Source organism: Bradyrhizobium sp. Tv2a-2 (genome assembly GCF_000472425.1).
In the GTDB taxonomy this organism is placed as follows: domain Bacteria; phylum Pseudomonadota; class Alphaproteobacteria; order Rhizobiales; family Xanthobacteraceae; genus Bradyrhizobium.
In genome coordinates this window covers 144607-167671 of record NZ_AXAI01000015.1, presented here as the reverse complement: position 1 = coordinate 167671, position 23065 = coordinate 144607, and the positions used below count along the sequence as shown (strand labels likewise).

20 protein-coding genes are annotated in these 23065 nt (G+C 63.6%); 8 read left to right on the top strand and 12 right to left on the bottom strand.

What is annotated here, in order from left to right; all coding sequences use genetic code 11:
• Positions 1–96 precede the first annotated feature (96 nt).
• Entirely contained in the window at positions 97–1236 is a 1140-nt protein-coding gene (gene tgt, locus A3AI_RS0128560) for a tRNA guanosine(34) transglycosylase Tgt (protein ID WP_024518869.1), read from the bottom strand.
• A 267-nt stretch (positions 1237–1503) separates the two neighbouring features.
• Here tgt and A3AI_RS0128555 point away from each other — a divergent pair, with 267 nt between their 5' ends.
• Complete coding sequence (locus tag A3AI_RS0128555) at positions 1504–2541, top strand: aspartate-semialdehyde dehydrogenase (RefSeq protein WP_036049857.1); 1038 nt, start codon at positions 1504–1506, stop codon at positions 2539–2541.
• Between the two features lie 66 nt (positions 2542–2607).
• On the opposite strand, the gene queA is transcribed toward A3AI_RS0128555, so the two are convergent.
• The 5 genes from queA to coaD all read right to left on the bottom strand — a co-directional run bounded on the left by queA (position 2608) and on the right by coaD (position 5795).
• Complete coding sequence (gene queA / locus A3AI_RS0128550; RefSeq protein WP_024518867.1) at positions 2608–3681, bottom strand: tRNA preQ1(34) S-adenosylmethionine ribosyltransferase-isomerase QueA; 1074 nt, start codon at positions 3679–3681, stop codon at positions 2608–2610.
• Positions 3682–3803: 122 nt separating this feature from the next.
• Positions 3804–4268, bottom strand: coding sequence for a peptidylprolyl isomerase (locus tag A3AI_RS0128545; protein WP_024518866.1), 465 nt, complete (start codon positions 4266–4268; stop codon positions 3804–3806).
• Positions 4244–4684, bottom strand: coding sequence for a UCP034077 family protein (locus tag A3AI_RS0128540; RefSeq protein WP_024518865.1), 441 nt, complete (start codon positions 4682–4684; stop codon positions 4244–4246). The genes A3AI_RS0128545 and A3AI_RS0128540 overlap by 25 nt, the downstream gene beginning before the upstream one ends.
• Entirely contained in the window at positions 4681–5244 is a 564-nt protein-coding gene (locus tag A3AI_RS0128535) for a peptidylprolyl isomerase (RefSeq protein WP_024518864.1), read from the bottom strand. Before A3AI_RS0128535 ends, A3AI_RS0128540 begins: the two co-directional genes overlap by 4 nt.
• Positions 5245–5297: 53 nt before the next feature.
• Positions 5298–5795, bottom strand: a complete 498-nt coding sequence (gene coaD / locus A3AI_RS0128530) for a pantetheine-phosphate adenylyltransferase (RefSeq protein ID WP_024518863.1) — start codon at positions 5793–5795, stop codon at positions 5298–5300.
• Between the two features lie 286 nt (positions 5796–6081).
• Here coaD and A3AI_RS0128525 point away from each other — a divergent pair, with 286 nt between their 5' ends.
• On the top strand, positions 6082–6339 hold the full coding sequence (locus tag A3AI_RS0128525; protein WP_024518862.1) for a hypothetical protein: 258 nt from the start codon (positions 6082–6084) through the stop codon (positions 6337–6339).
• 119 nt (positions 6340–6458) lie between these two features.
• Here A3AI_RS0128525 and A3AI_RS45470 read toward each other — a convergent pair whose 3' ends face one another.
• Entirely contained in the window at positions 6459–7331 is an 873-nt protein-coding gene (locus A3AI_RS45470) for a helix-turn-helix transcriptional regulator (protein WP_051382519.1), read from the bottom strand.
• 322 nt (positions 7332–7653) lie between these two features.
• On the opposite strand from A3AI_RS45470, the gene A3AI_RS0128515 reads away from it, so the two are divergent.
• Positions 7654–9333, top strand: coding sequence for a winged helix-turn-helix domain-containing protein (locus A3AI_RS0128515; protein ID WP_156927981.1), 1680 nt, complete (start codon positions 7654–7656; stop codon positions 9331–9333).
• Positions 9334–9406: 73 nt separating this feature from the next.
• Here the strand turns inward: A3AI_RS0128515 and gyrA are convergent, their stop codons facing one another.
• Positions 9407–12148 carry a DNA gyrase subunit A gene (gene gyrA / locus A3AI_RS0128510; protein ID WP_024518859.1) on the bottom strand — a complete coding sequence of 914 codons (2742 nt, stop codon included), beginning with the start codon at positions 12146–12148 and terminating at the stop codon, positions 9407–9409.
• A gap of 171 nt (positions 12149–12319) precedes the next feature.
• Positions 12320–12811, bottom strand: a complete 492-nt coding sequence (locus A3AI_RS0128505; RefSeq protein ID WP_024518858.1) for a single-stranded DNA-binding protein — start codon at positions 12809–12811, stop codon at positions 12320–12322.
• 405 nt (positions 12812–13216) lie between these two features.
• On the opposite strand from A3AI_RS0128505, the gene A3AI_RS0128500 reads away from it, so the two are divergent.
• The 4 genes from A3AI_RS0128500 to uvrA all read left to right on the top strand — a co-directional run bounded on the left by A3AI_RS0128500 (position 13217) and on the right by uvrA (position 19303).
• Positions 13217–13981, top strand: coding sequence for an outer membrane protein (locus tag A3AI_RS0128500; protein ID WP_024518857.1), 765 nt, complete (start codon positions 13217–13219; stop codon positions 13979–13981).
• A 217-nt stretch (positions 13982–14198) separates the two neighbouring features.
• Positions 14199–14978, top strand: a complete 780-nt coding sequence (locus A3AI_RS0128495) for an outer membrane protein (protein WP_024518856.1) — start codon at positions 14199–14201, stop codon at positions 14976–14978.
• Positions 14979–15199: 221 nt separating this feature from the next.
• A complete protein-coding gene (locus A3AI_RS0128490) occupies positions 15200–15961 on the top strand; it encodes an outer membrane protein (protein ID WP_024518855.1) in 762 nt (253 codons plus the stop codon).
• 369 nt (positions 15962–16330) lie between these two features.
• Positions 16331–19303, top strand: a complete 2973-nt coding sequence (gene uvrA, locus A3AI_RS0128485; RefSeq protein ID WP_024518854.1) for an excinuclease ABC subunit UvrA — start codon at positions 16331–16333, stop codon at positions 19301–19303.
• Between the two features lie 331 nt (positions 19304–19634).
• Here the strand turns inward: uvrA and A3AI_RS0128475 are convergent, their stop codons facing one another.
• Both A3AI_RS0128475 and A3AI_RS0128470 read right to left on the bottom strand, forming a co-directional pair.
• Positions 19635–19940 (bottom strand): DUF6295 family protein, encoded by a 306-nt coding sequence (locus tag A3AI_RS0128475; RefSeq protein ID WP_024518852.1) that lies wholly within the window; start codon positions 19938–19940, stop codon positions 19635–19637.
• Positions 19941–19951: 11 nt separating this feature from the next.
• Positions 19952–20701 (bottom strand): dienelactone hydrolase family protein, encoded by a 750-nt coding sequence (locus A3AI_RS0128470; protein WP_036049853.1) that lies wholly within the window; start codon positions 20699–20701, stop codon positions 19952–19954.
• Between the two features lie 181 nt (positions 20702–20882).
• On the opposite strand from A3AI_RS0128470, the gene A3AI_RS0128465 reads away from it, so the two are divergent.
• Positions 20883–21533, top strand: a complete 651-nt coding sequence (locus A3AI_RS0128465; protein ID WP_024518850.1) for an HAD-IA family hydrolase — start codon at positions 20883–20885, stop codon at positions 21531–21533.
• Between the two features lie 739 nt (positions 21534–22272).
• On the opposite strand, the gene A3AI_RS0128460 is transcribed toward A3AI_RS0128465, so the two are convergent.
• Positions 22273–23040 carry an AAA family ATPase gene (locus A3AI_RS0128460; protein ID WP_024518849.1) on the bottom strand — a complete coding sequence of 256 codons (768 nt, stop codon included), beginning with the start codon at positions 23038–23040 and terminating at the stop codon, positions 22273–22275.
• Positions 23041–23065: the final 25 nt, after the last annotated feature.

Here is a 23065-nt window from a genome sequence, read left to right as displayed (position 1 = left end):
TTGCAGCGTCAGTTGGTAAAATTCCAGAAAAGCTTCGGCTTACTCTTGCAGTCCTGATGCCCCTGCGTCAGCTGCGCGTCGCGATGCGTCTGCCGATCAGCTCGTGATCGGTGCGATGTCGCCGCGCGCCCAGCCCTGTCGCGTCGCGTCGTAGAGTTCCCCAAACCGGCCTTGCGCGATCGCCTCCCTGATGTCGCTCATCAGGCGCTGGTAGTAGGCGATGTTGATCTCGGACAGCAGCATCGCGCCCAGTGTCTCGCCGGAGCGGACGAGGTGATGCAGATAGGCGCGCGAGATGTCGCGCGTCGACGGCCAGATGCTTTCCTCGTCAAGCGGGCGCGGATCATCGGCGTGGCGCGCATTGCGCAAGTTGATAGCGCCGTATCGTGTGAAGACCATGCCGTGGCGGCCATTGCGCGTCGGCAGCACGCAGTCGAACATATCGATGCCGCGCTTGACCGCCTCCAGGAGGTCGTCGGGCGTGCCGACGCCCATGAGATAACGTGGCCGGTCCGACGGCAATAGCGGCGCGGTCTCCTCGATCATATGAAGCATCACGGCTTGCGGCTCGCCGACCGCAAGCCCGCCGATGGCATAGCCATGGAAGCCGATCTCGGAGAGCCCGCGCGCACTCGCCTGGCGCAGCTCCCCCACATCGCCACCCTGCACGATGCCGAACAGCATGTAGCCGTCGGGCGCCGTCTCGAAGGCGCGCTTGCTGCGCTCCGCCCAGCGCAGCGAGAGCTGCATCGCGCGCTCGATATCCGCGCGCTCGGCCGGCAGCCGCACACATTCGTCCAGTTGCATGGCGATGTCGGAGCCAAGCAGGCGCTGCACCTCGATCGAGCGCTCCGGCGACAGCTCGACCTTCACCCCGTCGATATGGGAGCGGAAGGTCACCGCCTGCTCGGTCAGCTTGCGCAGCTCGGAGAGCGACATCACCTGGAAGCCGCCGGAGTCGGTCAGCATCGGCCCGCCCCAGCCGGTGAAGCGCTGCAGGCCGCCGAGCGCTGCGATCCGCTCGGCGCCGGGCCGCAGCATCAGATGATAGGTGTTGCCGAGCACGATGTCGGCGCCGGCGTCGCGCACTTCCCGCCAGTACAGTCCCTTCATGGCACCGGCCGTGCCGACCGGCATGAAGGCCGGCGTGCGCACCACCCCGTGCGGCGTGGTCAGCTTTCCGGTGCGGGCGGCGCCGTCGGTGGCGATGAGTTCGAAATGGTTGGGAAGCGTCATGCGGGGCTTATCGCGTAACAGGCATGCCGGTTTCAACCTCCTCGGGGCCGGTATTCCTCGTCAAAAGCCGTTGACGGGCCTTCGAGCGCCCCCTATGTTCCCGCGCCATGATCGCCGCCACCAAAAGCACGACCAAAACGACCAAAGCCCGACCGGGCCTCGGAGGCGTGCGCGCGTAGCTGATCAAGACATCGCGACATCTCGAACCGAAGCCCCGCCCTCTCAGGTCTGGGGCTTTTTTGTTGCCTGAAGCATGATCCCAGGAAGATGGAGACAAAAGTGAAGAACGATCCCGTTGTAGCCATTGTCGGCGTGACCGGTGCCGTCGGCGCCGAGTTCATCGCCACCATGGACAAGCGCAATTTCCGCGTCAGCCGACTGAAGGCGCTCGCCAGCGCCCGCTCGGCCGGCAAGACGGTCGATTTCCGCGGCGAGCGGATCGTGATCGAGGAGCTCGATGAGCGCTCCTTCGAAGGCGTCGACATCGCGCTGTTCTCGGCCGGCGGCTCCATCTCCCGGAAGTTCGCACCCGTCGCCGTGCGCTCCGGTGCCGTCGTGGTCGACAACTCCTCGGCTTTCCGCATGGACCCGAACGTGCCGCTGGTGATCCCCGAGATCAACGCCAACCGCATCCGCGACCACAAGGGCATCATCGCCAACCCGAACTGCGCGGCGATCACCGCACTGGTGCCGCTGTGGCCGATCCACCAGCAGAACCGCATCAAGCGCGTCATCATCGCGACCTATCAGGCCGCGAGCGGCGCCGGTGCCGCCGCAATGGACGAGCTCGTGCAGTCGACCCGCGCGCATCTCAACGGCCAGGTCTTCCCGCCCAAAGTGATGCCGCACTCCTACGCCTTCAACCTCTTCAGCCACAACACCGCGATCGACCCTGACACCGGCTACAATGACGAGGAAACCAAGGTCATCAAGGAAACCCGCAAGATCTTCGAGGACGACAAGATTGGCGTCGGCGTGACCTGCGTGCGCGTGCCGGTGCTGCGCGCCCATTCCGAGGCCATCACCATCGAATGCGAGCGGCCGATCACGGAAGCCGAGGTGCGCAACATCCTCAGCGTCGCACCGGGCGTGCGGGTCGTCGACGACCGAGCCAACAACTATTTCCCGATGCCGCTCGATGCATCCGGGCAGGACGACGTGCTGGTTGGCCGCATCAGGCGAGACTTGAGCGACACGTCAGGCCACTCAATCTCGATGTTCGTCGCGGCCGATCAGCTGCTCAAGGGCGCGGCGCTCAACGCGGTGCAGATCGCGGAGCTGTTGCCGGAGCGCGTGATGGCGTAACAGCGGTCGCCGCAGCGAAGATCACCTCTCCCGCCGGGGAGAGGTGAGACGGAGCCCCGCGTCCGCTCACTCGCCTCGAAACAGCAGACACGCATCCCCATACGAATAAAACCGGTATCCGCTCGCAATTGCATGCGCATAGGCATTCTTCATCATCTCCAGGCCGGCAAAGGCCGAGACCAGCATGAACAGGGTCGAGCGTGGCAGATGGAAATTGGTGAGCAGGATATCGACCGCGCGGAAGCGGTAGCCGGGCGTGATGAAGATCGAGGTCTCCTCGGCAAAGGGCCGGATGGTGCCGCCCTCGGCGGCCGCACTTTCGAGCAGGCGCAGCGAGGTCGTGCCGATCGCGACAATGCGGCCACCCTTCGCACGCGCCGCATTCAGTGCTGATGCCGTCTCAGCGGTGATCTGGCCCCATTCCGCATGCATCTTGTGGCCGGCCGTGTCGTCGGCCTTCACCGGCAGGAAGGTCCCTGCCCCGACATGCAGCGTGATGCGGTGGATGGAAACGCCGCGCGCGCGCAAGCTCGCTTCCAGCGCGGGCGTGAAATGCAGGCCGGCGGTCGGCGCCGCCACGGCGCCCTCGGCCTGCGCGAACATGGTCTGGTAGTCCGCCATGTCGCGCTCATCGACCTCACGCTTGGAGGCGATATAGGGCGGCAGCGGCACCTGGCCGACATCGGCGATGGCCTGGTCGAGCACGGGGCCATGGAAAGCAAAGGACAGCGTCACCTCGCCCTCGTCGCCCTTGCGCTCGACCTGTGCATCGAGATTGCCGAGCAGGCAGACCCTGCCCTCGTTGCCGAAGCGGATGGTGTCGCCCTCGGCCAGCTTCTTCGCCGGCCTCACCAGCGCCTGCCAGCGCGAGCCGTCGAGACGCTTGATCAGCGTCGCCTCGATCCTCGGCTCGGTCGCGCGCCCGATCCGCCGGCCGGAGAGCTGCGCCGGGATCACCTTGGTGTCGTTGACGACGATCTGGTCACCGGGGCGAAGCCAGTCCGGCAGGTCGGCAACGACCTGATCGCGCAGTCCGCCACCGGACTGCACCACCAGGAGACGCGCGGAATCCCGCGGGCTCGCGGGACGCAGCGCGATGTTCTCAGGCGGCAGGTCGAAATCGAAAAGGTCGGTGCGCATGGTTCAATGCGCCTGCAGGCGCGCTGTCATTCCGGGGCGCCTCGAAGAGGCGAACCCGGAATCTCGAGATTCCGGGCTCGGTGCTTCGCACCGCCCCGGAATGACGGAGTCGACGTCAGGCGTTACTTCGCGTCGGCGGCCATGCGAGCTTTCACGATCTTGTCGGGATCCTTCACCGGCTCGCCGCGCTTGATCTTGTCGACATTCTCCATGCCCGCGGTGACCTTGCCCCAGACGGTGTACTGGCCATTGAGGAAGGAGGCATCGTCGAAGCAGATGAAGAACTGGCTGTCGGCGGAGTCAGGGCTGGCCGCACGTGCCATCGAGGCGGTGCCGCGCACATGCGGCTCCTTGTTGAACTCGGCCTTCAGCTTCTTGCCGCTTCCGCCGGTGCCGGTGCCGTGCGGGCAGCCGGTCTGCGCCATGAAGCCGTCGATCACGCGGTGAAACACGATGCCGTCGTAAAAGCCTTCGCGCACCAGCTCCTTGATGCGGGCGACGTGGCCGGGCGCAAGATCGGGACGCATCTCGATGGTCACGGGGCCCTGGGTGGTCTCAAGGATCAAAGTATTTTCTGTAGCAGCCATGCTCGCTTCTCTGTCGGTTGGGGTTTGGGACCAGTAGTGTGGAACCGGATCCAGAACGGGTGCCCGGCCGCAGCGCCCGCCATGCTCTCGGTAAATGGCATCGGCGTGCAGCGTTGCAACGCCTCCATGACGGCAACGCGGTACTCCACCCGGTCGTTGTCGGTCGCCTCGGCCGTCTCAAAGGTGATCCGAGGCTTGCCGAGAATCTGCCCCGCACGGTTGAAGCTTACGATCACTGTGATGTCCATCGGGTTCGCACGCGACAGCGGCGGCGCGCGCCAGCAGCTATAGATTCGTTCGATGGTCTCCTTGATCGTGTTGACCTGTCCGACCTCGGATCTGGCCGGCGCCGGCAACAAGACAAGCGGCAGCGCCGTAGCAATCACGACACGAAGTGTGCCGCCGCCGGCGCTCACTTGATATCGGACGCGACTTGCACCTTCACCATCTTGTCGGGATCGGTGACGGTGCCGGAGCCCGAGCCGGGCGGGGCCTTCTTCAGCTTGTCGACGACGTCCATGCCCTGCACGACCTCACCGATCACGGTGTACTGGCCGTCGAGGCTAGGTGCGTCGCCGAACATGATGAAGAATTGCGAATTCGCAGTGTCGACGCTGTCGCCGCGACGCGCCATGCCGACAATGCCGCGCTTGAAGTGGACGTTGGAGAACTCCTGCTTGAGGTTCGGGTATTTCGAGCCGCCGGTGCCGTTAAAGTTCTGCCCATCGCCGGTCTGCGCCATGAAGCCGTCCATGACGCGGTGGAACGGCACGTTGTTGTAGAAGCCCTCGCGTGCAAGCTGTTTCAGCCGCTCGGCATGCTGCGGCGCGAGGTCCTGACGCAGCTTGATCACGATGCGGCCCTTGGTGGTGTCGATGACAATCGCATTGGCCTTGTCGAGGCCTGCAGGCAGCGATTGCGCAAAAGCAGGCGCGGCCAGCATCAGCGCGAAAACTACGGCGAGGGCTCGGATCATCGAAAACTCCGGATCGGTTGGATGGAGGGTCGGCTCGCGCTCACCCTGCGCAGTCAGCCGGCGAATTTGGCTTTGAGTGCCGCGGCAATCTCTGCCGGCACAAAGGCCGAGACGTCGCCACCCATGCCGGCGATCTGCCGGACCAGGGTGGCCGTGATGGGGCGGACAGGTGCGGAGGCCGGGATGAAGACCGTATGCACGTCGGGCGCCATGGTTTCGTTCATTCCGGCGAGCTGCATTTCATAGTCGAGGTCGGTGCCGTCGCGCAGGCCGCGGATCATGATGGTGGCACCAGTCTGTTGCGCCGCGGTGACCGTGAGGTTGTCATAGGTCGTGCAGTCGAAGGCGCAGCCGGCCCTGGCTGCGACCGGGCCGAAGATGTCCCGGGTCATCTTGAGCCGCTCCTCGGTCGAAAACAGCGGCTTCTTGCCTGAATGCACGCCGACGGCTGCGATCAGCTTGTCGCAGAGGGTCACGGCATGCCGCACCACGTCCAAATGGCCGTTGGTGACGGGATCGAAGGAACCTGGGTAAATGGCAATGCGCGGCATGCGCCCCTCCTACCCCGGCCACGGCGACCGGGCAAGCGCTGCGGGTTCCCGGCTGCCCCGGAAATCGACGCCCAGGCGCCCTTGTCGGCCAATGAACCGGTCTGGCCGGCGTCCCGACCACCGGGAGAGCCCGTCTTTGTTTCGTGAGGGCCGTCAGAACGAAACAAAGCCGGCAACGGATGAAACCAATTTACGGCTTTGGCGAAGGCATCCCGAAACGACTCATGGTTAATGAACTGCCCAACGAAATGACAGGCCCACCCAGGGCTTGTGACAGGGGACCATCATGATCAAAGCTGTTTCTGCAGTCGCAGTGGCTGCCTGCATTGCTGCTGCCCTCACCGTTCTGCCCGGTTTTGCTCCACAGGTTGAAGCCAGTGTCCCGCAGGCGCTGGCCAAGAGCGACCGGCTCGATGTCCGCGCGATCGGCCGCAATTGCTCCGAGCAGGCCTGGCCGAACTTCGAGGCCTCTTGCCTGCGCACCGCCACCACCCGGAAGGAAGTCCGCCAGGCGCGGCTCGTGACCGCCGATCGGACGCCGTAGGCTAAAGCGTTTTCCAGCGAAGTGGACACCGGTTCGCGCGAAGAAAACGCGTCGAAACCAGAAATTAGAGCTTCGGTTCTGATTCGATCAAAACTGAAGAAGTTCCAGTCTGCCTCGCGTCACTCCCGGAGCGGGACTGCCCAGCCGCCCTCTGCTCCGGAGGCAAGAGCACCAGCGATCTCGCCATGCTCTTGCGGCCTCAACGTCTCGCCGATCACGCGGACCAGGTCGGCCTGCCGCTTGGCCCCGGTCTTGGCGAAGATCACCTTGAGATACTGACGCGCGCTGCCCTCGGTGATACCGAGCTGCGCGGCCGCCTGCTTGAGGCGCTGGCCCTGGAAGAGCAGCGATGCGAGCCGTGCCTGCGCGGGCGACAAGGTAAAGGTCGACTGCAACCGGCTCCGCTCCCAGCTCTCGGATCGCGCTGCGGCCGATTGCTGTGGCCGGCGATCCCGCGAGGCCCTGGCTTCGGCGACTGCGCGGCTGATCTGCAGCGCGCGCTCAAGATGCGGGACGAGTTCGTTCATGAGGACGCAATCGTCGCCCACGAACGAATGTCGCTGGGCGTTGCGGGTCAATCCGAGGCTATGCGTGACGCCGTCGCGCACGGGCAGCCCAGTCACCATGGTATATTCGATCCCGAGCGGCTGAAGGTACTCGCGATAGGTTCGCGATCCACACAGGCGCGTCCGCGACAAACCCATTCCGCAATGCGTCGGCTGCCGTAGCCCGCCGTCGAAGATCGCCCGGCGCGGGTCGTCAGCGAGCAGTTTGGCGTAGTGATTGACCGGGAGGGTGTCGCGCATGTGGAGTGGCAGGCCGATGTAATCAAGGACGCCATGCTGCCGGTCGATCTGTGAAACGAAGGCATGGTCTGCGCCAAACAAGGCTGCGGCGGCGACGAGAAAATCATCCCACGCCGATGGATCGAGTGCAGCGGCGTAAAGCCTGTCGATCAAGACCAACAATGAACGGCAGTCGTCAGGCTGCATTGGGTGCTGATCTCAGGCTTCAGGGGGGACCGCGGTTCGGGCGACATCGCTTGCTTGCGAAGCGGTGTCCTGCACCGCCTGCTTCTCATGACAGGCGAGTCGAAGTCCTGATGCGGGCACGGCCGGTTTCTGAAATTTCTCTGAAATCCGCCTTCAGTCGGCAGAAAACGGGGCGAAATCCCAGATTTTCGAGTGGCGTCTCGAATGGCCCGGTCGGCCCCCCTTTTACGGAAACGGGAAAACCACCTGCCCTGGCAATGACATCTTGGAGTTTTGCTGGTATCGGTCCGGGCAACTGCGCAGGCCAAAATGACGGGGAATAGTGCTTCGATTTGCCGGCTTTGAACTCGATCCGCAGCGTGCCGAACTGCGGAGCGGCGGCGAAGCCATCAGGCTGCGGCCCAAATCGTTCGATATGCTGCAGCTGTTTGCGACCAATGCCGGCCGCGTGCTCAGCAAGCAGGAGCTGATCGAGCAGGTTTGGCCAAACGTCTTTGTCAGCGACGACAGCCTGTTCCAGTGCATCCGCGAGATTCGGACCGCGCTCGGGGACGAACGCCGCGAATTGATCCGCCTGGTCTCCGGACGCGGGTACCTGCTCGATGTCGAGGTCATCCGAGAGCCGGACCTCGACCCGGCCGGCGGCCCGCCCGACGTCGCAGCCGCTCCGTTACCAACGCCAGCCGTGTCGGTCGGGCGTCGCCTTCCATTCGGGCCGCCTCGCCTTGCGGCTTTTGCAATCATCGTTGGGCTCGCCATGCTTGTCGGAGTTGCCGTCGTTGCGCCGATCATGGGGCCCGGCCGGCTATTCGCGCGAAAACCTCCCGCCATTGTCGTAATGCCCATCACTGTTGCGGGCGGCGATACCCGCCTCGCCGGCATGGCGGCAGGCGTCACCGAGCGTCTGACCAACGGTCTCGCTGGTATCGATGGACTCCGCGTGGTGGCGCCGCGCACGACGGCTGCTTCTTTCGCTCCGCAACGCCGCCCCACCGAGCCTGCCGATTTCTTGGTAAGCGGTGAGTTGCAGACGAGCGGAGGCTCATGGCAGGTGCAAGCGCGCATGGTCGATGCGGCCACCGGCGAAGTGCGATGGACGACATCGGTCGCCGTCAGCATCGAGGATGGTGATACAGCCCTGCAGCAGTCCCGGCTCGCCGCGGGCCTCGGCCACCCGCTCGCAGTTCGCCTCAATGCGCTGCTCAACGGCGGCGAAGCGGACGGCGGCACCAAGGTCGTCATCGAGCAGGCCAGCGCTATCATCAACCAGAACACGCGGGAGCGCTTTCGCGCCGCGCAGGCGATGCTGGAAAAGGCGCTTGCTACCGACACCGACAATGTAGACATCGAAGTCGCACTCGCCTCGCATCTCATGCGCGGCATTCAGACGGTGTGGTACGACCCGGCCGATGTCCCGGCCACTGAAAGCCGAGCACGCGAGATGCTCGAGCGCGCCCTTAAGCTAAAGCCGACCTACCTTCCCGCTCACGAAGCCTATTGCCGCTTTCTCAGCGCGACCAACGCCCTGTCCGAAAGCCTCGTGGCCTGCGCGCGGGCCTTGAGCTTCGATCCCTGGGACGGAACAGCACTGTTCAATCTCGGGATGACGCAGATCATGCAGGGGCGTTTCGAAGACGCGCTGGCAACATTCAAGCAGGCGGATGGCTGTGACACGCCCCAGGTCTCGCGCTGGACCTGGCTGCTCGGCGCGGGGGTCGCCTACGTGCTGATGGAACGCTGGGAGGAGGCCCTGCCCTGGCTGGAGCGCTCGCTTGCGATTACGCCAGGAACCGGCCGCACGCAGATGGTGCTGGCCGCCGTCTATCACAAGTTGGGCCGCGAAGCTGACTCGAAGGCCGCGATGGCGCAAGCGCTCGCGCTGAGGCCCGGCTCGAACGCCGCCAACTTCTCCTTGCCGACCAAGAACACCAGCCAGACGTTTCGTGCGGCGAACGACCGGATCATCGCCCTGGAGATCCAGCTCGGACTGCCGGAGCGTTAAGTCGCGTCAGGATCGCATGTGCGATGCGATCCTTCCATGCGACGGAGCAACAGGGTCCGGGTCGCGCCTCGCCCTACCCGCCGTTGCCGTTGCCGTTTCCATTGCCATTGCCGCCATCGGCCTCCTCGCCGATGTGCTCGACGGAAACGACATGCTCGTCCTCGGCGGTGTCGAACACGATCACCCCCTGCGTCGAGCGGCCGGCGATGCGGATGTCCTCGACCGGGCAGCGGATCAATTGGCCCTTGTCGGTGACCAGCATGATCTGGTCGGAATCCTCCACCGGGAACGAGGCGACGAGCTTGCCGTTGCGCTCATTGACCGACATGGCGACGATGCCTTTACCGCCGCGGCCGGTGGTGCGGTACTCGAAGGACGAGGAGCGCTTGCCGTAGCCGTTCTCGCTGATGGTCAGCACGAACTGCTCGGCCGCCGACATCTCGACATAGCGCTGCTCACCCAGCTCCATCGTACCGCTGGCATCCTCGGCATCGCTGCTGGCCTCCTCCTCGGCGCCGCCGCGGCGCACCGCATTGGCGCGGCGCAAGTAGGCAGCGCGCTCCTCGGAATCGACCTCCATATGACGGAGGATGGCGAGCGAAATCACCTTGTCGCTATCGGCGAGCGCAATGCCGCGCACGCCCATCGAGGTGCGGCCGGTGAACACGCGCACATCGGTGACGGCGAAGCGGATGCACTGGCCGGCGTCAGCGGTCAGCAGCACGTCGTCGCGCTCGGTGCAGATCTGCACGTCGACGATCTCCTCGCCTTCGTCGAGCTTCATGGCGATGATGCCGGAGCGGCGCACATCGACGAAATCGGACAGCTTGTTGCGGCGGACATTGCCGCCTGTCGTCGCAAACATCACGTCGAGCTGCGCCCATGAGGATTCATCCTCGGGCAGCGGCATGATGGTGGTGATGCGCTCGCCCTGCTCCAGCGGCAGGATGTTGATCAGCGCCTTGCCGCGCGCGTTGGGAGCTGCGACCGGCAGCCGCCAGACCTTCTCTTTGTAGACCTGGCCGCGCGAGGAGAAGAACAGAACCGGTGTGTGGGTGGACGCCACGAACAGGCGGCTGACGAAATCCTCTTCCCGCGTCTGCATGCCGGCGCGGCCCTTGCCGCCGCGGCGCTGCGCCCGATAGGCCGACAGCGGCACGCGCTTGGCATAGCCCGCATGCGAGACGGTGACGACCATGTCCTCGCGCTGGATCAGGTCCTCGTCCTCGACCTCGCCTTCCTGCTCGATGATCATGGTGCGCCGCGGCGTCGCGAACTCCGCCTTGACCTCGGCGAGTTCGGTCTTGACGATCGTCTGCACGCGTGCGCGCGAACGCAGGATGTCGAGATAATCGTTGATCTCGACCTTCAGCTTGTCCAGCTCGTCGGAGATTTCCTCGCGGCCGAGCGCGGTGAGCCGCTGCAGCCGCAGATCCAGGATGGCCTTGGCCTGCTCCATCGACAGGCGGATGGTGCCGTCGGCTGCAAGCTGGTGGCGCGGATCGGCGATCAGCGTGATCATGGCCTCGACATCGCGCGCCGGCCAGTCGCGCGACATCAAGGCGTCGCGCGCGGTGGTGGGATCCGGCGAGGTGCGGATCACCCGGATGATCTCATCGATGTTGGCGACCGCTACCGCAAGACCGACCAGGATATGGGCGCGGTCGCGAGCCTTGTTAAGGAGATACTTGGTTCGCCGCGTCACCACCTGTTCGCGGAAAGCGATGAAGACCGTCAGCAGGTCCTTCAGGTTCATCGTCTGCGGCCGGCCGCTATCGAGCGCCAGCATGTTGGCGGGGAAACTCGTCTGCAACGGCGTAAATCTGTAGAGCTGGTTCAGCACCACCTCGGGCACCGCATCGCGCTTCAGTTCAACGACGACGCGAAAACCGTCGCGGTCGGATTCGTCCCGCAGGTCGGCGATGCCCTCGATCTTCTTTTCGCGGACCAGCTCGGCGATCCGCTCGACCATGGTCGCCTTGTTGACCTGATAGGGGATCTCCGTGACGATGATCGCTTCGCGCTCCTTGCGGATGGTGTCGATCGTCACCTTGCCCCGCATCACGATCGAGCCGCGGCCGAGATGATAGGCTGATCGGATGCCCTGGCGGCCGAGAATGACGCCGCCGGTCGGAAAATCCGGCCCGGGAATGATGTTTATCACCTCGTCGATGGTGAGCGCCGGATTGTCGATCAGCGCGACGCAGGCATCGATCACTTCGCCCAGATTGTGCGGCGGGATGTTGGTGGCCATGCCGACCGCGATGCCGCCGGCGCCGTTGACAAGCAGGTTGGGGTATTTCGCCGGAAGGACCGACGGCTCCTTCTCCGAATTGTCGTAATTCGGCACGAAGTCGACCGTATCCTTCTCGATGTCGTCAAGAAGTGGAATCGCGGGCTTGGCGAGCCTTGCTTCGGTGTATCGATAGGCTGCCGGCGGATCACCATCGACCGAGCCGAAATTGCCCTGGCCGTCGATCAGCGGCACGCGCATGGAAAAATCCTGCGCCATGCGGACCATCGCGTCGTAGATCGATTGGTCGCCATGCGGGTGATATTTACCGATGACGTCACCGACCACGCGCGCGGACTTCACGTATTTCTTGTCCGGCGTATGACCCTGCTCATACATCGAGTACAGGATGCGCCGATGCACCGGCTTCAACCCGTCGCGCGCGTCAGGCAGCGCACGCGCCACGATCACACTCATGGCGTAATCGAGGTACGATTTCTTCATCTCATCGAGAATCGAGACGGGGCGAATGTCGGAAGGTCCCGACGGCTCGCCGGGCTTCTGGTCGTCGTTGTCAGACAAGGGGAAATCCGGTCAGTTTTCTTGAAGAATCATATAGCGCATGGGGGCGGTTTTCACCACCCCCATGGCATCCGGAAGAAGCCTTTTTCCCTTCGTTTTTCCAGAGACTTACGCCCGCTTCTGGAGACCTGAAAATGGGCCGGCGCGCGCCTGAAGCGCGGCGCGCAGGCGCTAGAACGGAATGTCGTCGTCCATGTCGTTGTTGCGGGCGCCGGTCGGCACTGCACGGCGCGGCGCAGGTCCCGATGATGGACCGATCGCACCGAAATCGCCGCCGCCATTGTCGTCACCGGCAAAGCTACCGCCACCACCGCGCCCGTCCAGCATGGTGAGGTTGGAGTTGAAGCCCTGCAGCACCACTTCAGTAGTGTATTTCTCGGCGCCGCTCTGGTCGGTCCATTTGCGCGTCTGCAGCTGGCCCTCGACATAGACCTTGGCGCCTTTCTTCAGATATTGCTCGGCGACCTTCGCGAGACCTTCGTTGAAGATCACCACGCGATGCCACTCGGTCTTTTCCTTGCGCTCACCGGTGGCGCGATCGCGCCAGGTCTCCGACGTGGCCACGCTCAGATTGGCGATCGGCCGGCCGTCCTGGGTCCGCCGGATCTCCGGATCCTTGCCAAGATTTCCGACCAGAATTACCTTGTTTACGCTTCCCGCCATCGCCACTCTCCACGCTGAAAATTGAGGCCCCAGCCGGTCATCGGCGGCCTGTCTTTGGCGCTGACCCTATACGCTCGCCACGCGCGAGCGCCGCGCCATTCCGCAATTATCCCCATATATAGCAACTCCGGGGCATGCGTTCCAGTTTTGTTCCAGGCATTGCCGCAATAAGACGAGCCTGCTCGCCTGATATCCGGACCTGGTGCATGTCTGCCGGGAAAGACATGAAAAAACATTCATTTAGCGGAGACGCAGTTCGCCGCCGGGTGTGGCATTTCAGAGACTCCGTTGGCGCCTGAATCGGCTATAGTCCGGCGCATAATTAGAACGCATGGGCGATCGCGGCTGACTTGAAGGCGCTGCTGGGGACCAACGGTAGCGCAAGAAAAGCCTGGGGACTGAGGAATGAAGAAGTTCTTGCTGGGAATGGTAGGGCTGGCCGGGCTAGGTGCTGCCGCGCCGGCGTTCGGTGCGGATCTGCCCGCGCAGACCTACACCAAGGCCCCTGCGATGATTGCTGCGGTCTATGATTGGACCGGGTTCTATGTCGGCCTCAACGGCGGCGGCGGCTTCAGCCACAATTGCTGGACCAACACCGCGACAGCCGCCGGCGCCGCCCCGAGTGTGTCCGAAGGTTGTCACGATGCGAGCGGCGGCCTGGTCGGTGGTCAGATCGGCTACCGCTGGCAGATGGCCAACTGGGTGTTCGGCGTCGAGGGTCAGGGCGACTGGGCCGATTTCAAGGGCTCCAACACCAGCACGGCTGTGCTCGCTGCCCCGCTGCTCGGCATCACCAACCAGACCAAGGTCGATGCGATCGGCTTGATCACCGGCCAGGTCGGCTACGCCTGGAACAACGTGCTCTGGTACTTGAAGGGCGGCGTCGCCGTCGCGCATAACCGGTACACCGGCATTGCAGCGGGCCTGGTTCTCGACTCCGCGGACGAGACGCGCTGGGGCGGTGCGATCGGCACTGGCGTGGAGGTCGGCTTTGCTCCGAACTGGACGGTCGGCGTCGAGTACGATCATCTGTTCATGGGGACGCGTTCGATCAACCTCATCGCGCCTGACGGCGTGCTCACCCGCACCGACAGCGTCAAGCAGGATCTCGACATCGCAACCGTCCGCGTGAACTACCGCTGGGGCGGTCCTGTGGTCGGGAAGTACTGATCCGCGCCAACAGCGAAAAATAGCTGACGAAGGCCGGCCTCGTGCCGGCCTTTTTCGTTGCATGCCGCGCGGCCGACGGCTGAGCGATTTGGGCCTGGTTGTGGCTTCCCGGCAACGCCGTCTTTACGCCTGATTCAGTTGTCCCTGCGATGAATTGCTCCGATCAGCTGCCCAGAAGCGGTGGCGACGGGGAATAATTGGCTTAGGGGAACAAGAAATGAAGAAGGCCTTGTTTTTGGGGATTAGCCTGATGGCGATGGGGACGGCCCCTGCCCTGGCGGCGGATCTGCCGGCGCGCACCTACACCAAAGCACCTGCCTATATGCCGCCTCCGATCTACAACTGGGCGGGCTTCTATATCGGTCTCAATGGCGGCGGCGGGTCCAGCCATAATTGCTGGGACCTCACCAGCGTTGCTGGCGTTCCGGTTGCGGTCGGCTCCGTGCGCGAAGGTTGCCATGACGCGACCGGTGGCATGGTGGGTGGCCAGATCGGCTATCGCTGGCAGGCTTCCAGCTGGGTGTTCGGCCTTGAAGCCCAGGGCGACTGGGCGAACTTCAAGGGCTCCAATCTGAGCTCGCCGGTTGCGTTCGGTTCGGCCTTGACCAACCAGACCAAGATCGACGCGATCGGCCTTTTCACCGGCCAGGTCGGTTACGCCTGGAACAATGTGCTGTGGTACGCAAAGGGCGGCGCCGCACTTACACACGACAAGTATAATGGGATTGCGACTGCGACCGGAACGACGCTGGACCAGGCGAGCGAAACCCGCTGGGGCGGCGCGGTCGGGACCGGTGTGGAAGTCGGGTTCGCGCCTGGCTGGTCGGTTGCCGTCGAATACGATCACCTGTTCATGGGTAGCGGCAACAACACCTTCACCTCGCTGGCCGCTCCCGTGGGTGTCGTGACCCGCGTCGACAGCATCAAGCAGGACGTGGACATGGGCACGGTGCGGATCAACTACACGTTCGGCGGGCCGGTGGTCGCGCGGTACTGATCTCTCTTACGAGAACCACATTGAGCAACAAAGGCCGGCCCCGCGCCGGCCATGTCGCTGCCTCGCATTCATCCAGATGTCACGCGCAAGTTGCACGCTTTGGACTCAGTTGTGGCATTTGGGTGACGGCATTTCGCAACTCTTTTCGCTATAGATTTCAAACGTAATGATTCAGCTGCTGGTTGCCATCAGCAGCGCTTGAAACAATAGGTTGGATAGAAATGAAAAAGGCCTTGTTGGTCGGGGTTAGCCTCGCCGCGCTGGGAAGCGCGCCCGCTCTTGCCGCCGATCTTGCTGCACGTCCTGTCTACACCAAGGCGCCGGTTGTCGCGCCGATCTACAATTGGGCAGGTTTCTATATCGGCTTCAACGCCGGTGGCGGCTGGAGCCACAATTGCTGGGACATCAACGCCGCCGGCGGCGTCGCGGTGCCCACCACGGCGGAAGGTTGCCATGATGCGACCGGCGCCCTGGTTGGCGGCCAGATCGGCTACCGCTGGCAGGTGACCAATTGGGTGTTCGGCCTCGAAGCGCAGGGTGACTGGGCGAACCTGAAGGGATCGAATACCAGCTCGCCCGCAGCCCTTTTCCCCCTGGTCAATCAGACCAAGATCGATGCGATTGGCCTGTTCACCGGTCAGGTCGGCTATGCCTGGAATAATGTGCTCTGGTACGCGAAGGGCGGCGCTGCTGTCACCCATAGCAAGTACGACGGCATTCTGACCGGCTTCACGTTCGATCAGGCTAGCGAAACCCGCTGGGGCGGCGCGGTCGGAACCGGCGTCGAGATTGGCTTTGCACCGGGCTGGTCGGTTGGCGTCGAATACGACCACCTTTTCATGGGCAGCCGCAACGTGAACTTTACGACCACGCCCCTGTTTCTCAGCTTTCAAGACCGCACCGACCACATCAAGCAGGACGTCGACATGGCGACGGTGCGCGTGAACTACACCTTTGGCGGCCCGGTGGTTGCGAGGTACTGATCTCGCGAGCAATCGCTTTCGATGAAAAGGCCGGCCTTGTGCCGGCCTTTTTGTTTGTGCGGCCTCATTTCTCGCGGCTTGCTGCTGCCCGCTGCCGCCAAAGCGAAGGAAACCCGGTGGAAACCGTTGATCACTTGCGCGCGGCACTGGAAATTGCTTAGCGTTCTTCCTACGTTCCGGAGCATGATCCGGAAAAGTGTGCAGCGGTTTTCTGAAAGGATCATGCTGAATCAAAGATCTAGGGCGCGATGACGGTTCAAACAAATCTCATCGCGCTTTGGCATCACCCGAATTGGCGTCCGATCTCGGCTCAAGCAGCGCGAGGCGCGCCCTGTTAGATGCGCGCGTCCCGTGCGCCTGGAATTGCCGATGGATGAAATTCTGAAAGCGCGACGCCAATCGTCCCCGAGCTCGCTCCGCGCCATTACCATTCGCGGCGCGCGCGAGCACAATCTGAAGAACATCGACGTCGAGATCCCGCGCGACAAGCTCGTCGTGTTCACCGGTCTCTCCGGCTCCGGCAAATCCTCGCTCGCCTTCGACACCATCTACGCCGAGGGCCAGCGCCGCTACGTCGAGTCGCTCTCGGCCTATGCGCGGCAATTCCTGGAGATGATGCAGAAGCCCGACGTCGACCAGATCGACGGCCTGTCGCCTGCGATCTCGATCGAGCAGAAGACCACCTCGAAGAACCCGCGCTCCACCGTCGGCACCGTCACCGAGATCTACGACTACATGCGCCTGCTGTGGGCGCGCGTCGGCGTGCCCTATTCGCCTGCAACGGGGCTTCCGATCGAGAGCCAGACCGTATCGCAGATGGTTGACCGCGTGCTGGCATTGCCGGAGGGCACCCGCCTCTATCTGCTCGCTCCCGTCGTGCGCGGACGCAAGGGCGAATACAAGAAGGAGCTCGCCGACTATCTCAAGAAGGGCTTCCAGCGCGTCAAGATCGACGGCACCTTCCATGAGCTTAGCGAGGCACCGTCCCTCGACAAGAAATTCCCGCACGACATCGACGTCGTGGTCGACCGTATCGTGGTGCGCCCCGACATTGGCCAGCGGCTTGCGGAAAGTTTCGAGACCGCGCTGAAACTCGCCGAGGGCCTGGCCGTGATCGAATATGCCGACGCACCCGCCGCGGCGGCACTCGAAGAAAAGAAGAAGACCGCCAAAATCCACGACAAGAGCGGACCCGAGCGCATCCTGTTCTCGGAGAAGTTCGCCTGCCCCGTCTCCGGCTTCACCATCCCCGAGATCGAGCCGCGGCTGTTCTCCTTCAACAATCCCTATGGCGCCTGCCCGGCCTGCGGCGGCCTTGGCGTCGAGCAGCATGTCGATGAGGATCTCGTCATCCCCGACAAGGAGGCCACTTTGCGCAAGGGCGCGATCGCGCCCTGGGCCAAGTCGTCCTCACCCTATTACGTGCAGACGCTGACCGCGCTCGGCAAGCACTACAAGTTCACCTTGGACACCAAGTGGAAGGACCTGGCGAAGAAAACGCAGAACGCGCTGCTGCACGGCTCCGGCGAAGACGAGATCAAGTTCTCCTATGAAGACGGCGTGCGCTCCTACGACACCAAGAAGCCGTTCGAGGGCGTCATCACCAACATCAACCGCCGCTATCGCGAGACCGAGAGCGAGTGGGCGCGCGAGGAGCTGGCAAAATATTTCGCCGACGTGCCCTGCGAGGCCTGCCACGGCTATCGCCTCAAGCCGGAGGCGCTGTGCGTCAAGGTCGGCACCAAGCATATCGGCGAGATCTCGGAGCTGTCGGTCAAGCGCGCCTCCGAATGGTTCGAGACCGTGCCGGCGTCGCTGAACGCGCAGCAGAACGAGATCGCCGTCCGCATCCTCAAAGAGATCCGCGAGCGGCTGACCTTCCTGATCGATGTCGGACTCAATTACCTGACGCTGGCGCGCTCCTCGGGCACGCTGTCGGGCGGCGAGAGCCAGCGCATTCGGCTGGCGTCGCAGATCGGCTCGGGGCTCACCGGCGTGCTGTATGTATTGGACGAGCCCTCGATCGGCCTGCACCAGCGCGACAATGCCCGCCTGCTCGAGACCTTGAAGCGGCTGCGCGACCTCGGCAACACCGTGATCGTGGTCGAGCATGACGAGGACGCCATCCGCCTCGCCGACTACGTGCTCGACATCGGCCCCGGCGCCGGCATGCATGGCGGACATATCGTGGCGCAAGGCACGCCCGCCGAGATCATGCGCAATCCGAAATCGCTGACCGGCAAATATCTCACCGGCGAGAATTTCGTCGCCGTCCCCGAGCGCCGGCCGCCGAACCATCGCCGCACCATCAAGGTGGTGAACGCGCGCGGCAATAATCTGAAGAACGTCACGGCGGAAATTCCGCTGGGACTGTTTACCTGCGTCACCGGCGTCTCCGGTGGCGGCAAGTCGACGCTTCTGATCGACACGCTCTACCGCGCCATCGCCCGCAAGCTCAACAACGCCAGCGAAGGCGCCGCGCCGCATGACCGTATCGAGGGCCTCGAGCATATCGACAAGATCATCGACATCGACCAGTCGCCGATCGGCCGCACCCCGCGCTCCAACCCCGCGACCTATACCGGCGCCTTCACGCCGATCCGCGAGTGGTTCGCTGGCTTGCCCGAAGCGAAGGCGCGCGGCTACGAGCCGGGCCGCTTCTCCTTCAACGTCAAGGGCGGCCGCTGCGAGGCCTGCCAGGGCGACGGCGTCATCAAGATCGAGATGCACTTTTTGCCCGACGTCTACGTCACCTGCGATGTCTGCAAAGGAAAACGCTACAACCGCGAGACGCTGGAGGTCCTGTTCAAGGGCAAGTCGATTGCGGATGTGCTCGACATGACGGTCGAGGAAGCCGCCGAGTTCTTCAAGGCGGTGCCACGCGTGCACGACACTTTCCAGACCTTGCACCGCGTCGGCCTCGACTACATCCATGTGGGACAGCAGGCCACCACGCTCTCCGGCGGCGAAGCCCAGCGCGTCAAGTTGGCAAAAGAGCTGTCAAAACGCGCCACCGGCCGTACCCTGTATATCCTGGACGAGCCGACCACCGGCCTGCACTTCCATGACGTCAAAAAGCTGCTGGAAGTGCTGCACGAGCTGGTCGCCCAGGGCAACACCGTGGTGGTGATCGAGCACAATCTCGAGGTCATCAAAACCGCCGACTGGGTCATCGACCTCGGCCCCGAAGGCGGCGACGGCGGCGGCGAAATCGTCGCCTGGGGCCCACCGGAGGACATCGCCAAAGCGCCGCGGAGCTACACTGGGAAATTCCTGGCCCCGGTGCTGGCGAAGTCGAACAAGCCGCGGAAGAGCGGCGGGGCGAGCGAGGCGGCGGAGTGAGACACGATCCGCCGCCTTAACCGCTAAAAGGGGCGAGCGATGGCTGACAAGTCGCTTCTGTTACCTCGGCGAGCCCGACCAAGCAGAAATCAATCTCGCTGTAGATTATCCATTCTCCAACCCATAGCTCGAAATCTCCGCAAATTCCGAGCAAGACCTGCCACGTTGTCTGAATCTCCCCGTCGAAGTGGAGATTGCTGAAATCGAGCTTCATGCCGCTATTGGTGCGTGAGGCGGATTGGCCGGTAGGATGGGTAGAGCGCAGCGAAGCCCATCGCATCGCCGCACGAAGATGGTGGGTTTCGCTGCGCTCTACCCACCTACGATTCCGTCACGCCGCCCTTCCTATCCCCACCACCGCCCCCTTCCCCCGCACCTCCGCCTCCTCGAACTCCGCTGCCGCAATCGCCCGATCGAGCGCGGCGCGCAGCTCCTTCGCTGTCTCCAGCGTCAGCTCGACACCCGCGCGTGCCCCCGGCTCAAGCCCCGTGTTGATGAAATCCAGCGTGATAACGTCGCCCTCGAGCGCGTGGCGGGCGTGGTCGTAGGCGACCACGCTGTGGGTGAGCGGAAACCAGTCGTCGCCGCGCTTGGCCATGCCGGAGGCAGGGGCGATCTCGATGATGGATGTGCACATGAATTGCCTCCTTACTTCGAGAGATGTTTGCCGAAGAAGGCGAAAACCTTGCCCCAGGCATCCATGCACTGCTCGACCCGGTAGATCGGGCGGTGCCAGTAGAAGAAGCCGTGGCCGGCGCCGTCGTAGCGATGGAATTCGTGAACCTTGCCGTGCTTCTTCAGCTCGGCCTCGTGCTGGTTGACCTGCTCGGGGCTCGGGGCGCGGTCGTCATTGCCGAAGATGCCGATCAGGGGACATGAGAGGTTCTTGGTCATGTCGATCGGCGCAGTCGGCGTCTTCTCGTTGAGCTCCTCCTTGCCCATCACCACGCGGCCGCCCCAGAGCTCGGCGCAGGCATCGACGTCCTTCCTCTGGCAGGCATAGATGAAGGCGTGGCGGCCGCCGGAGCAGGAGCCGAACAGGCCGACCTTGCCGTTGTGGTTCGGCTGCGCACGCATCCATTTCACGGCCGCCTCGGTGTCGCCGACCATCTGGGAGTCGGCAATGCCGCCCTCGGCGCGCACTTTCGCCGCGACGTCGTCCGGATTGCCCTGTCCCGCGCGCTCATAGAGATTGGCGCAGATCGCCATGTAGCCGTGATGGGCGAAACGCCGCGTGGTCTCGATATAGAACTCGCTCCAGCCCGGCAGATGATGGATGAGGACGACGCCCGGAAACGGACCTGCGCCCTCGGGCTTGGCCGTGTAAGCCGTGATGGGCGTTCCCTTGTCACCCCTGATGGTGACGTTCTCACAGGTCATGCCTCGGTAAAATGACATCCTCTTGCTCCTTCACTGACGCTTTCGGTAGTCCCAAATAGTCATCGGCGCGCGGCGCCTTGCCATCCTGACAAACGCGGACAACAGGGAGCATAGTGCATTCCGCGCCCCTTCGCACAAAAGGCGCAATGTGCTTTTGCCATATGTGCCCTGCGTTCGCCCGCCGTACATGCCCGCTTCCTTGCCCTATTCCCTCCTCATCTTCGATCTCGACGGCACGCTGGCCGACAGCTTTCCGTGGTTCCGACGCCACGTGAACGCCGTCGCCGACCGCTTTGCCTTTCGCCGCATCGCCGATGAGGATCTCGAGAGCCTGCGCCATGCGAACTCCCGTGAAATCCTGGCACGGCTGGAGGTGCCGACCTGGAAGCTTCCGGCGATCGCGCGGCACATGCGGCGGCTCAAGGGACAGCACATCCAGGATATCCCCCTTTTTCCCGGCGCCGACGCAATGTTGCGCGCGCTTTCGGATGCGGGTTATCGCCTTGCACTGGTGAGCTCCGACAGCGAGGCCAACGCCCGCCGTCAGCTCGGCGAGCTGGCCGCGCTGTTCTCCCACTTCGATTGCGGCGCCTCGATCTTCGGCAAGGCGGCAAAATTCCGCCGCGTCCTCAGGCGCGCCGGCCTCAAACCCGAAGCGGTGATCTCGATCGGCGACGAGGTCCGCGACATCGAGGCCGCCCGCGCTGCCGGCATCTCCTGCGGCGCCGTGCGCTGGGGCTTTGCCTCAGGCGAAGCGCTTCGCGCGCTGACGCCGGACCTGATGTTTGAACGGATGGAGGATATTGCGCGGGAGCTCGGAGTATCCGAGCCGGCGAAGGCGCAAGCGTAGGCGACCGTTCCTTGCCGGTAATGGACTTTTCGCTGCACGACGGGCAAATCGGCTCGATACAGCGATCTTCATCGCGCCTGAATTGTCCAGGACCGGCAGGAAAAATATTCATGTTTCTCTTTTTCGGAATCCATGCTAGCTGTTGATGGTCCCGGCCCGAAGAGAGGGGCGTATCGCGAACGTCACATACGTTGGGCCGGCGATGCGGTGGACGCGGATGTGCCGAAGACGAACGGCACGGAGGCGGACGGCGAAATCGTGTGGTCCTGACGCCCCGACGCTGGCGTCAAGTTGGCGACGATGCTTACGCATCACGCTGACGACGGTGGCAAACGAGCATTGGTTCACCGAGGAGATCACGTATAAGCCGTAAAACCACTGCGCGGGGAAGGCCGGTTGTCACCGCCTGTACCTGTGGTTTTCGCGCTCGCGCAAATTTTTCTTTGCGCGGGAGCCCCGGGTGCATGCGGCCACCCGGCCTTCCCTGCGCCCTCGATTTTCCGAGGGGTGAGACGAAACCAAGGCCCGGGCGCGAATTGCACCGCGGGGTTGCGGAGTCATGCCTCTCATCCGTCATTGCGAGGAGCAACGCGACAAAGCAATCCAGAGCCGCGCGCGTGGCTCTGGATTGCTTCGCTCACGCTCGCAATGGCAGGTAAAGATGTTTGAAATTTGAATCAGCCCCCTCAACGCCGCCGTTCCGGAACGCCGGGACGACGATGGGACTCGGCGCTCGCACTCACCTCGCCAGCGCCGCCTCGACAAACGCGTCGGGGTCCTCGAAGAACTCGCGCATCGCCCTGTAGTGATCGGTCTGCTTCAGCGTGGTCGGCTCGAAGCCATGCTTCGTCAGGCGCAGCAGGATCGCACCCGGATAGGCCATCAGCATCGGCGAGTGCGTCGCCATGATGACCTGGCAATGGCCGATATCGTCCATCCGCCGCAGCAGCTTGAGGAACTCGATCTGCCGCGACGGCGACAGTGCCGACTCCGGCTCGTCGAAGATGAAGATCCCTTGCCGCTGGCAGCGTTCGTTGAAGAAGCGGAGAAACCCTTCGCCGTGGGAGTGCGAGAGAAAATCCGGCGGTGGTCCTCCGAATGGATCGTCGAGCGCGGCCTTATCAAGGTAGCGCGCGACCGAGAAGAAACTCTCCGCGCGGAAGAACCAGCCATTGGTGATCTTCGGCAACCAGCTCGCGCGTAACGCCTTCGATAATCCGCCGCCCATGACCTCGATCGCTTGGGTATGGTCGACCGGCATATAGCCCTTGCCGCCGCCGGCTTCATCATAGCCGGCAAGTGCTGCGATCCCTTCGAGCAGCGTCGACTTCCCCGTCCCGTTCTCACCGACGATGATCGTGATGGCACGCTCGAAGTGCAGCTCGAAATCACCGGCGAGAAAGGGAAGACAGAACGGATAGGCATCCGGGTCAGGAATGCGCGCGGGATCGAGCCAGATCCGCTTGAGATACGGCGCCGGCATCCTGATCTCGCGCCTTTTCGGCATCCAGGCCATGGGCTTGCAATCCTGA